This window comes from Ensifer sp. ZNC0028, assembly GCF_000799055.1.
In the GTDB taxonomy this organism is placed as follows: domain Bacteria; phylum Pseudomonadota; class Alphaproteobacteria; order Rhizobiales; family Rhizobiaceae; genus Ensifer.
On sequence record NZ_JTLA01000150.1, the window covers coordinates 1 to 10,607 of the forward strand.

Sequence of the window (10,607 nt, forward strand, 5' to 3'; positions counted from 1 at the left end):
GCCGGCTCGGGCGCGCCGGCCGCTGCCGCGACACCGCCGCTGCGTGCCGGTGGCAGCGACGACCAGTGCCAGACCATGGCGGCGCGGCTGAGGCAGGCGGCACCAAGGATGGCCATGGCGGCGCCGAGCGGCGAAAAGAGCGGCAGGATCGAGGCGAGCGCCGAGACGCGCAGGCCGAAGGAGAGGATGAGGGCGACGGCCGCATAGGTGCCGATGCGGCTGTCCTTCATGATCGCAAGCGCCGCTTCGCGGTCGCGACCGCCGCCAAAGCCGTCGGCCGTGTCGCCAAGCCCGTCTTCGTGCAGCGCGCCGGTGACAAGCGCCTGGATGGCGACCACGACAAAGGCGGCAAAGAGCGAGCTTGCCTGCAGCGCCATGAGGGCCATGGCGACGGCCGCGGATGGCAGGGCGATCAGCAGGCCGGCAAGCGGGAAGGCGCGCACGGCGCGGCTCAAGCGCCCGTCATAACCTTCGAAGTGGCGCGCAGGCATCGGGATGCGGCTCAAGAAGCCGATCGACCGCGCCACATCGTCACAGAAATCGCCAACGAAGCCCATGGCTCCTCCAAGGTTGCGGCCATTGAGCCGGCCTCTGCCAAACTACCGACTGCGGCGAGTCTCGCAAGCCGGACGGGCTCGCCGGTGCGTATCGGCCACACTTTTCCAAGACCTTTCAACGGCCGTCTCCGACCGCTGACGGATCGAGGCGGCGACGCTGATTGGCGCAAATGTCGTTGCCCGAATTTTCAGCGACCTTTATGAGGGGCGTAGATAGAGCTTCACGATGATGCAAGGATTCCTCTCATGAGTGCCAGCGGCCTGCCGTTTGATGACTTTCGCGAATTGTTGCGCAACCTGCCGGGCCCGGATGCGGCAGCACTTGTTGCCGCACGGGAGCGGGACGCCCAGCTGACGAAGCCGCCGGGCGCGCTTGGGCGCCTCGAGGAAATCGCCTTCTGGCTTGCCGCCTGGACCGGCAAGGCGCCGGCCGTCAACCGGCCGCTGGTGGCGATCTTTGCCGGTAACCACGGCGTCACCCGTCAGGGCGTGACCCCGTTCCCGTCGTCCGTCACCGCGCAGATGGTCGAGAACTTCGCTGCCGGTGGTGCTGCGATCAACCAGATCTGCGTCAGCCACGACCTCGGGCTGAAGGTCTTCGACCTCGCGCTCGAATATCCGACCGGCGACATCACCGAGGAAGCGGCATTGTCCGAGCGCGATTGCGCCGCGACCATGGCTTTCGGCATGGAAGCCATCGCCGGCGGCACGGATCTGCTGTGCATCGGCGAAATGGGCATCGGCAACACCACGATCGCGGCCGCGATCAATCTCGGCCTTTATGGTGGCACGGCCGAGGAATGGGTCGGCCCGGGTACCGGCTCCGAAGGCGAGGTGCTGAAGCGCAAGATCGCTGCCGTCGAAAAGGCCGTGGCGCTGCATCGCGACCACCTGTCCGATCCGCTCGAACTGATGCGCCGTCTCGGTGGCCGCGAGATTGCGGCAATGGCCGGGGCCATCCTGGCAGCGCGCGTGCAGAAGGTGCCCGTGATCATCGACGGCTATGTGGCGACCGCCGCGGCCTCGATCCTGAGGGCGGCCAATCCGTCCGCGCTCGACCATTGCCTGATCGGCCATGTCTCGGGCGAGCCGGGGCATCTGCGCGCAATCGAGAAGCTCGGCAAGACGCCGCTCTTGGCGCTCGGCATGCGGCTCGGCGAAGGCACGGGTGCGGCGCTCGCCGCCGGCATCGTCAAGGCGGCGGCCGCCTGCCACAGCGGCATGGCGACCTTTGCCCAGGCCGGCGTCAGCAACAAGGAATAGTGAAGTTTCGGCCGGTCTTTGCAGGAAGACCGGCCGGTTTCTGTCCAAGGCCTGTCACGGGCGCGACGCCGTCGCGTGCCGGGCCTTGATGGATGCGTCCTTCTCGCCTATCCAAAGCGCAAATGCGCGCCCTAGCTATAGTCTTTGGGTGCCTGCAACCGAAACCGCCATGCATTCGCCTCAATCACGATGTCGAAGCAAGCACGGTTTCAAGCCCTGTCGAGACGAAATGGACGCCAAGAACACCACGCACCGCATTGGACAGACGGGTCCTGTCGAAAAGCAAACCGGCATTCGGCATCTCTTTGCCGCTGCGAGCTATTCGCTCGGCGGCGCCAAGCGGCTGATCGGCGAAGCGGCCTTTCGCCACGAACTGATCGCCTTTGCTGCCGCGATGGTCGCTTTCATCGTCGTCGGCGCAACCTTCTTCCAATATGTGGCGATGGCGATCCTCTTCCTGCTGATGATGGCCTTCGAGGCGATCAACACGGCCATTGAGGAAATCGTCGATCGCGTTTCTCCCGAAATCTCGGAAATGGGAAAGAACGCCAAGGATCTCGGATCCTTCGCCTGCCTCTGCCTGATCGTCGCCAACGGCGTCTATGCCGCCTATGTCGTGATCTTCGACGGCTTCATGAACTGATCGGCCAGCCGGCCGGCGCCTTCACCCGATAGAGCACGTGCGGACGCAGCGGGTTGCCCACGGGCACCGTGACATCGTCGAAGTCCTCGGCCGGATCCGTACGCATGCCCAATCGTTCCATCAGTGCCCGCGACGGCTGGTTGATGCGCGAGGTGTAGCCGATGACCTCGGCAAGGCCGAGTGTGCGCCACGCATGGTTCAGGCAGGCGCTCGCCGCCTCCAGCGCATAACCCTGCCGCCAGTGGGCGCGGGCGAGGATCCAGCCGATTTCGACATGCGGGCCGCCGGGGATTTCGTCTCCAGCCTCCGAAAGGCCGAGACCGCCGATCAGCGCCCCATCGGACTTGCGTTCAACGGCGACGAAACCGAAGCCGCGGTCGGCGAGGTGACGGGTGCAGTCGTCAATCATCGCTGCCGTTTCGTTGTGCGTCAGAATGGCCGGATAGTAATAGCGCCGGACTTCGGGATCTGCGTTGGCAAGCGCAAAGGGCGCGATGTCGCGTTCTTCCCAGGGCCGAAGCCTGAGGCGCTGCGTCTCGACGTGCATGGATCAGGCGAAGCTCTTGCGGCGGCGAACCGGGGCTGCGACATCCTCGATCGCCGGCAGGCTTTCGAGCACGCGGCGGGCCGGCAGGATGGCGATGGCTTCAGTGCCTTCGCGCAGCTTCGAGCGCAGGATGAATTCGCCATTGTGCTTGGCAAGGATCGCCTGGACGATCGGCAGGCCGAGACCGGTGCCCTGTTCAGCGCTCTTGATGGCGATCGAGCCCTGGCCGAAGGCTGAGAGCACGATCGGGATTTCTTCCTCGGGAATGCCGGGGCCGTTGTCCTTGATCGAGAGATACTGGCCGCCGCCGGCCGTCCAGCCGACCTTGAAGGTGACTTCGCCGCCGGTATTAGTGAACTTCACGGCATTCGACAGCAGATTGAGAATGACCTGGCGCATCGATTTTTCGTCGACCCAGACCGAGGGCATGCCGTGTTCGAACTGCTGGTGGATGGTGATGTTCTTGGCGCGGGCCTTCAATTGCACCATGCCGATGCAATCCTCGGCGATATCGACGAGGCTGACTGAATCCTCGTTGAGATCGTAGCGCCCAGCCTCGATGCGCGACAGGTCGAGGATCTCGTTGATGAGGTTCAAGAGATGCTCGCCCGAGCGGTGGATGTCGTTGGTGTATTCCTTGTAGGTCGGGTTGCTGAGCGGGCCCAGAACCTCGGTCGACATCACCTCGGAGAAGCCGAGAATGGCGTTGAGCGGCGTGCGCAGCTCGTGCGACATGGATGCGAGGAAGCGCGACTTGGCGAGGTTGGCTTCTTCAGCGCGCCGACGGGCTTCGTCGGACATCGACTTTGCCACTTCGAGTTCCGCGATCAGGTCGTCCTTTTCCGACTGAACGGAAAGAATGTGAACGCTTGCGCGGTTCATCCGGTCCGTCATCAGCACCAGGAAGAGCAGCGACAGCGAGATGATGCCGGTGAGACCGACATAGATGGGGTCGCCGGTCGTGAGCGATGCGAAGGCGAGGGCGGCGACGACCGGTGCGAACGTGTAAAGGAGCGCGTTGCGCAGCAGGAACGTGCCCATGGCGGTCGCAGCAAGCGCGACCAGCAGCACCGTCCCCTCGAAGAAGCCGAAGCGCACATTGCCGCAGCTGGCGCAATCCTGCGCCACGAAGGTCGCCCAGCAGAGGCCCATCAGCACCTGGCCGAGCAGGAAGCGGCGACGCCAGACCGGAACCTTCTCGGCGCTCATGTCTTCCCGGCGTGCCTTGCGCGCAAAGAAGAGCGTGACGGCATGGGCCGAGAGCGTCATGACCGCCCAGAGGACGAAGCCGAGATTACCGGAGAGGTAGATGCCGACCGCTGTTATCAGCGCGACGAGCACCGGGATGGCGATCGCGCCATGCAGTGCACTGTCGATGTAGAGATTGAGCATCTCGCGCTCGAAGCCCGAAGGCACCGACGAGCCAGTCTGCAACCGTTCGCGCGTCGCGCGGACCGTCCTCGAAACAGCCTTGTTTCGATGGCTACGCGATTTGTCGACGATAATCTTATCGGTCGATGTGCTGGCAGCGATACTCATGCTCATATGCGACGGTTGCGATTGCGTTGCAGTCTAGTGAGCAATCCTTAAGAAGTTGCTGCGGTGCGTGAAGGATTCGACAACCATTGTGGCGCAGCCGTGTCCAAGGTCGCAACAGATCGTGCTGCATGTGAGATTCCTTCTCTAATCTTTTGGAATCGACCATGTTTATGACGCGCTGGTCTGTCAGGCACCGTGCGGGCAAACGAGGTTAGGGCAGGCGTGAAATTCGGACGGACGACATATCGGTTTCCCAAGGGCCGCGGCAGGTCCCGCGGTCAGGCGTCGTCCGGCGGACGTCGCGGCATGGTCGGTGGCTGGATCATTCTTCTGCTGCTGGCGATCGGCGCCTTTTTCGCCGATCGGCTGCCGGTCGGAGAACGATCTTCGACCGGTTCAGCACGCGGCGCGGCGATTGCGAGCGACGGCGACAGCCTGCGGATCGACGGGAAGCGCGTCCGTATCGAGGGCATCGACGCGCCGGAACTCGGCCAGACCTGCAAACGCGACGGCGTTGCCTGGGATTGCGGCCGCGAGGCGCGCGACCGCTTGCGGGCGCTGATATCGGCGGGCGATGTGCGCTGTCGTTTTCACGGCCGCGACAAATACGGCCGCGAGCTTGGTGTCTGCGATGCGGCCAGCCGCGATGTCGGGCGCGAAATGGTGCTTTCGGGTTATGCGGTGAGCTACGGACGCTATGAGGCCGAGGAGGCAAGGGCAGAACGCGAGCAGCGCGGGCTCTGGGCCGGCGAGTTCGTGAAGCCGCAGGAGTGGCGTCGGACAAACGGTCATCCCGACGAAGGGCCGCACCTCATCGATGGCTGGCTTGCCGCGATCCGCGGCTGGCTGCTCGAACGCCTGACCGCACTCTTTTCCGGTATCGCCGATGCCTGACGACCGCATTGCTCAACTCGAACGGTTGCGGGCGGACATTGCCGCCTGCCGCATCTGTCGCGACAATCCGCAGCGTGGCGAGGCCGACCGGCTGCCACACGAGCCGCGGCCGGTGGCGGTAATCTCCACTGCCGCGCGCATCCTGATCGCCGGGCAGGCGCCCGGGCTGCGTGTGCATGACAGCGGCCTGCCGTTCAACGATGCGTCCGGTGACCGGTTGCGGCAGTGGCTGGGTGTCGATCGCGAGGCTTTCTACGATCCGGATAAATTCGCGATCGTGCCGATGGGCTTCTGTTTTCCGGGCTATGACGCTCATGGCAGCGACCTGCCGCCGCGGCGCGAATGCGCGCCGCTCTGGCGTCACCGGGTGATGGAGCAGATGCCGCAGGTGGAACTGGTGCTGGCCATCGGCCACTATGCGCAGCGGTGGCACATCGGCCCGGACTGTCCGAAATCGATGACCGAGACGGTGAAGGATTGGCGGCGCTACGCCATGCGCAACGCCGTGCCGGCGATCCTGCCTCTACCGCATCCAAGCTGGCGCAACACCGGCTGGCTGAAGCGCAATCCCTGGTTCGAGGCGGACGTGCTGCCTTTCCTGCGCGAACGTGTTTCCGTTCTCGCAAGCTGAAACAATTTTCTTTATCTTCACCAATTTCGCGCTATAGAGGGAAAAATAATTCGAGAGGGACTCTGATGGATCGCCTAGACCGCAAAATCCTGCGCCTGCTGCAGGAGGATTCCACGCTGGCCGTTGCCGACCTTGCCAAGAAGGTCGGGCTTTCGACCACGCCGTGCTGGCGGCGCATCCAGAAGATGGAAGAGGACGGCGTCATCCGCCGCCGCGTCGCGCTGCTCGATCCGGTGAAGATCAACACCAAGGTCACGGTCTTCGTCTCGATCCGCACGAATTCCCACTCGATGGAGTGGCTGCGCCGCTTCTCCGAGGTCGTGTCCGAATTTCCGGAAGTGGTCGAGTTCTACCGCATGAGCGGCGACGTCGACTATCTGCTGCGCGTCGTCGTGCCCGACATCGCGGCCTATGACGCCTTCTACAAGCGCATGATCGCCAAGATCGAGATCCGCGACGTCTCCTCCGTCTTCGCCATGGAGCAGATCAAGTATACGACTGAGCTGCCGCTCGACTACATGATGATCGACCAGGCGAAGTCCAGCGAGGACTGATCTTAAGGCTCAGGCGAGCCCAAGCCTTGCCAGGATCTTTTCAGTCGACAGTTCGCGAACCGCGTCCTTGCCCGTCCAGCGGGCGGCGCGGTTTTCGCTTTCCGCCAGTTCCTTAGCCAGCGCAAACGCCGGGCCGTGGCAGGCGGCATTGCGCTTGCCGATCTGCCGGAGCGCCCAGTTGACCGCCTTCTTGACGAAGTTGCGATTGTCGCCGGAATGCTGCTCGATCAACGGCAGCCAGGCGAGAAGCGTTGCGTCCGGCTCTTTCTTCAGGTGAACCGCAGCCGTGGCGATCATCGCAAAGGCGATGCGGCGGACGAATTCCCGTTCGTCGGCGGCAAATTCCGGGATCAGCTCGCGCTCGAAGCGCGCGGCGACGAAGAGGTCGGCAACGGTGTCGACCACTTCCCAGGAATTGCAGTCCTCCGCCCAGCGGCGCACCTCTTCCAGCGTCAGCGCTTTCGGATCGGCCGTGAAGGCAGCGAGGATGCGCGCCTCGCGGATGCCGGACTGCCAGAGTTCCAGCGCGCGGCGGTGATCGGTCTTCACCAGCCGGGTGATCTTGTGCAGCTCGACATTGGAAAGCCCGATGGCCGCGTCGGTGACGATACCGAAACGCGCCATGCTAGCAAGATTGTCCTCGGAGCCAAGCGACCGCAGGTGAGCGATGATCTCGCCCGCGGTCGAGGAGGGGCCAAGGCTCACTTTTCGAGGCGGGCGAGCAGCGAGGACGTATCCCAGCGATTGCCGCCCATTTCCTGTACGTCGCCGTAGAACTGGTCGACCAGCGCGGTCACCGGCAGCTTGGCGCCGTTGCGGCGGGCTTCGGCGAGCACGATGTCGAGATCCTTGCGCATCCAGTCGACGGCAAAGCCGAAATCGTACTTGCCGGCGTTCATCGTCTTGTGGCGGTTTTCCATCTGCCAGGAGCCGGCCGCTCCCTTGGAGATGACATCGACAACCTTCTCGATGTCGAGGCCGGCCTTCTTGCCGAAATGAATGCCTTCGGCGAGCCCCTGGACGAGGCCGGCGATGCAGATCTGGTTGATCATCTTGGTGATCTGGCCGGCGCCGGCCGGGCCCATCAGGCCGACCATGCGGGCAAAGGCTTCGATGACCGGCTTGGCGCGACCGAAGGCGGCTTCGTCGCCGCCGCACATCACCGTCAGCACGCCGTTTTCGGCACCCGCCTGGCCGCCGGAAACCGGGGCGTCGACGAAGTGGGCGTTGCGGGCCTTGGCCGCCTCGTAAAGTTCGCGGGCGACCTCGGCGGAGGCCGTCGTGTTGTCGATGAAGACGGCATCGGCCTTCAACGTCTCGAAGGCGCCGTCCTTGCCTGTTGTGACCGAACGCAGGTCGTCGTCATTGCCGACGCAGCAGAAGACGAAATCAGCGCCATCGGCAGCTTCCGCCGGCGTGCGCGCCGCGCGACCGCCGAACTCGGCAGCCCATTTCTCGGCCTTGGCGAAGGTGCGGTTATAGACCGTCAGCTCGTGCTCGCCGCGGACCTTGAGGTGGCCGGCCATGGGGTAGCCCATGACGCCGAGACCGATGAATGCAACCTTTGCCATTTTCCGAATACTCCCATTGCTTTCGCCTTGGTGTAGCCGATGGCGCGGGTGCGGAAAAGAGAGAAGGGAGCATCGTGCGATGCTCCCTTCTCATGATGCCGTCATGGCCCAATCAGGGCTTGAAGCGTGCGACCACCAGATGTCCGGCAATCGGCTCGCCTTCTTCCAGGCGAACCGTGATGTCGCCGACTTCGACGATCTCGAAGCCGGTGGCGGCGAGACGGTCGCGCAGGTAGCTTTCGGCATGGGCGAAGCGCTGGTGCGGGCCGACCATGAAATCGCGGCCGGCGAAGGTTTCCGCAGGCAGCGTCTCGCTGGAGAAGATCAGCAGGCCACCCGGCACGAGGTTGTCGACGGCGCCGAAGAACAGCGCCTCGAGCGCGCCCATATAGGGAAGCACGTCGGTGGCGACGATCAGGTCGAAGGGCTCGTCGTCATTGTCGTCGAGAAAGTCGACCGCTTCGGCGACGTAGAGCGTCTCGTAGAGGTCTTTTTCATGGGCGATCTCGACCATGTTTTCGGAGAGATCGACGCCGGTGATGTCTTCGGCCATGTCGCGAAGCGCGCCGCCGGTCAGCCCCGTGCCGCAGCCGAGATCGAGCACGCGGTCGAACGGGCCGAGCTCAAGCGCTTGCAGGCGCTGGCGAACGAGCAAGGGCACGCAGTAGCCGAGCTGGTCGACGAGCACGTTGTCGAAGACTTCGGCATGCTGGTCGAAGAGCGTGGCGACATAGGCGTCGGGCGCCTTGACAGGCGTTTCGCCGCGTCCCATCGAGGCCAGCCGCACGGCAGCGCCGCCGTGGTCTTCCGGATCGAGCGCCAGCACTTCGTGATAGGCGTCGGCGGCGGCATCGAACTTGCCGGACTTTTCCAGGGAGAGGGCGCGGTTGTAGGCTTCGGCCAGCGCTTCCTCGTCGATTTTCGTGCTTTTCTGGGTCATGGGCGCTTCTTACGTCCGCAGGCGATCTTTGGCAATCGCCGTCGGCGAAAGCTTTGCGGCGGCAGGTCGGGCTTGCCTGTGGCCAGTGGCAGGATTTCATTGATCTTTTGAACGAAAAACGTCGTCATGCGGCGTCATCGGGATTTATCGGCGACAGGAAAGGAGTCATCATCGCAAGCATAAGAAAAGACGGGAGGAATGCCGATGTCCGCCGAGCTTGGGCCGCTGATCTTGAGCGCCGAAACGAAGGAGCCGAAAGGCCCGCCTTTGCCGCAGACGTCGCAGGAACAGATCAACGCCGTGGTGCATTATTATCGCGGCGAGATGGGGCGTATGGCCGGCTGGCGCGATCGCATCGACCGGACGTCCAACTGGGCAATTACGGTCGTTGCGGCGCTGCTTTCGGTCTCGCTGTCGACGCCGTCGTCGCATCATGGCGTGCTGCTCTTTGCCATGCTGCTGATCACGCTGCTGCTGCTGATCGAAGCCCGCCGCTATCGCTTCTTCGACGTCTACCGCGCCCGGGTGCGGCAACTGGAGCGCGGCTACTTCGCCCAGATCCTGGCGCCCGACGGCACGCCGAACCTCAACTGGGCGGCGTCGATCGCCAAGAGCCTGCGCAAGCCCGCCTTCCTGATGAGCTACCGCGAGGCGGTCTGCCGCCGGCTGCAGCGCAATTACTGCTGGATGTACCTGATCCTGCTGCTCGCCTGGGCGCTGAAGATTTCCTCGCCGAAGATCTCCACCAATGGTGAGCCCTTCGGCCATGTGCGTTCCTGGATGGACGTCGCCCAGAATGCAGCGCTCGGTCCGTTGCCCGGCTGGCCGGTGATCATCGGTGTCGTGCTGTTCTATGGGGTGGTGCTCTACGGCTCGCTGCACAAGGAGCCGCGCGAGGGCGAACTGGCGCACGGGGAAGTGCATGTTTGAGGACACCAGGCGTCACGCCTCGCCTGTCTCGACGGCAGAGAGCGAACGCCGGTGAAGCTCTCAGTGCAGAATGAATTCGCCCTTCAGTGCGCGCCATTCCGTGGCCGAGATCAGCTTGCGGTGCACGTAGCGCACCGAATGCAACGGCCCGTCCAGCTTCTCTTCCCAGAATTTCAGGAAGCTGCGCATCTCCGGGAATTCCGGTGCCAGGTCGTAGTGCTGCCAGATGTAGGTTTGGAGGAAGGCCGGATGGTCGGGCAGGTGGTAGAGGATCTGCGCCGTCGTCAGTCCGTAGCCCTTGAGCTGAAGCTCCATCTCGTTCGTCATGTGGACCTCACTTCTCGCAAAGGTTGGTCCCTATGATGAAACGCCTGATTTGTTAATCAAGGGCTAATATTTGTCCCGAAGTGAAACTTTCTCGTGAAATAACAAAAGCTTGGCAGCCTCTCTTGGAGAGTGCTGCCAAGCCTGTTCGAAATCGACATAGAAGGCCTAGGGTCCGGACTCAATTGCACCAGTAGGTGAAGGTGGCAGCGAT

14 protein-coding genes are annotated in these 10,607 nt (G+C 63.5%); 6 read left to right on the top strand and 8 right to left on the bottom strand.

The genetic code is table 11. The annotated features are described in order from the left end of the window. A partial coding sequence (locus tag L981_RS30125) for an adenosylcobinamide-GDP ribazoletransferase (RefSeq protein WP_043625454.1) occupies positions 1 to 557 on the bottom strand: 557 nt, incomplete at its 3' end. Between the two features lie 246 nt (positions 558 to 803). On the opposite strand from L981_RS30125, the gene cobT reads away from it, so the two are divergent. Next, positions 804 to 1,820: a nicotinate-nucleotide--dimethylbenzimidazole phosphoribosyltransferase gene (cobT, locus tag L981_RS30130; RefSeq protein WP_043625456.1), complete on the top strand. Its 1,017-nt coding sequence runs from the start codon at positions 804 to 806 to the stop codon at positions 1,818 to 1,820. A 229-nt stretch (positions 1,821 to 2,049) separates the two neighbouring features. Next, complete coding sequence (locus L981_RS30135) at positions 2,050 to 2,463, top strand: diacylglycerol kinase (RefSeq protein WP_043625459.1); 414 nt, start codon at positions 2,050 to 2,052, stop codon at positions 2,461 to 2,463. Here the strand turns inward: L981_RS30135 and L981_RS30140 are convergent. Next, positions 2,453 to 3,010, bottom strand: coding sequence for a GNAT family N-acetyltransferase (locus L981_RS30140; RefSeq protein ID WP_043625461.1), 558 nt, complete (start codon positions 3,008 to 3,010; stop codon positions 2,453 to 2,455). The genes L981_RS30135 and L981_RS30140 overlap by 11 nt on opposite strands. Before the next feature lie 3 nt (positions 3,011 to 3,013). Next, entirely contained in the window at positions 3,014 to 4,549 is a 1,536-nt protein-coding gene (locus L981_RS30145) for a HAMP domain-containing sensor histidine kinase (protein WP_043625480.1), read from the bottom strand. Between the two features lie 306 nt (positions 4,550 to 4,855). Here L981_RS30145 and L981_RS30150 point away from each other — a divergent pair, with 306 nt between their 5' ends. The 3 genes from L981_RS30150 to L981_RS30160 all read left to right on the top strand — a co-directional run bounded on the left by L981_RS30150 (position 4,856) and on the right by L981_RS30160 (position 6,628). Beyond that, the gene (locus L981_RS30150) at positions 4,856 to 5,443 is read left to right on the top strand and encodes a thermonuclease family protein (RefSeq protein ID WP_043625463.1); all 588 of its coding nucleotides are present in this window, start codon (positions 4,856 to 4,858) and stop codon (positions 5,441 to 5,443) included. Beyond that, the gene (locus tag L981_RS30155) at positions 5,436 to 6,074 is read left to right on the top strand and encodes a uracil-DNA glycosylase family protein (RefSeq protein ID WP_043625465.1); all 639 of its coding nucleotides are present in this window, start codon (positions 5,436 to 5,438) and stop codon (positions 6,072 to 6,074) included. The genes L981_RS30150 and L981_RS30155 overlap by 8 nt, the downstream gene beginning before the upstream one ends. A gap of 65 nt (positions 6,075 to 6,139) precedes the next feature. After that, the gene (locus L981_RS30160; RefSeq protein ID WP_034795162.1) at positions 6,140 to 6,628 is read left to right on the top strand and encodes an Lrp/AsnC family transcriptional regulator; all 489 of its coding nucleotides are present in this window, start codon (positions 6,140 to 6,142) and stop codon (positions 6,626 to 6,628) included. A gap of 9 nt (positions 6,629 to 6,637) precedes the next feature. Here the strand turns inward: L981_RS30160 and L981_RS30165 are convergent, their stop codons facing one another. The 4 genes from L981_RS30165 to L981_RS35870 all read right to left on the bottom strand — a co-directional run bounded on the left by L981_RS30165 (position 6,638) and on the right by L981_RS35870 (position 9,267). Next, on the bottom strand, positions 6,638 to 7,333 hold the full coding sequence (locus L981_RS30165) for a DNA alkylation repair protein (RefSeq protein WP_043625467.1): 696 nt from the start codon (positions 7,331 to 7,333) through the stop codon (positions 6,638 to 6,640). Next, positions 7,330 to 8,199: an NAD(P)-dependent oxidoreductase gene (locus tag L981_RS30170; RefSeq protein WP_043625469.1), complete on the bottom strand. Its 870-nt coding sequence runs from the start codon at positions 8,197 to 8,199 to the stop codon at positions 7,330 to 7,332. Before L981_RS30170 ends, L981_RS30165 begins: the two co-directional genes overlap by 4 nt. 112 nt (positions 8,200 to 8,311) lie before the next feature. Then, positions 8,312 to 9,139, bottom strand: a complete 828-nt coding sequence (locus L981_RS30175; RefSeq protein WP_043625471.1) for a class I SAM-dependent methyltransferase — start codon at positions 9,137 to 9,139, stop codon at positions 8,312 to 8,314. Then, positions 9,136 to 9,267: a hypothetical protein gene (locus L981_RS35870; protein ID WP_256364302.1), complete on the bottom strand. Its 132-nt coding sequence runs from the start codon at positions 9,265 to 9,267 to the stop codon at positions 9,136 to 9,138. Before L981_RS35870 ends, L981_RS30175 begins: the two co-directional genes overlap by 4 nt. 76 nt (positions 9,268 to 9,343) lie before the next feature. Here L981_RS35870 and L981_RS30180 point away from each other — a divergent pair, with 76 nt between their 5' ends. Then, a complete protein-coding gene (locus L981_RS30180) occupies positions 9,344 to 10,069 on the top strand; it encodes a DUF2270 domain-containing protein (RefSeq protein WP_043625474.1) in 726 nt (241 codons plus the stop codon). Between the two features lie 60 nt (positions 10,070 to 10,129). Here the strand turns inward: L981_RS30180 and L981_RS30185 are convergent, their stop codons facing one another. Then, the gene (locus L981_RS30185) at positions 10,130 to 10,396 is read right to left on the bottom strand and encodes an usg protein (RefSeq protein ID WP_043625476.1); all 267 of its coding nucleotides are present in this window, start codon (positions 10,394 to 10,396) and stop codon (positions 10,130 to 10,132) included. Between the last annotated feature and the right edge of the window lie 211 nt (positions 10,397 to 10,607).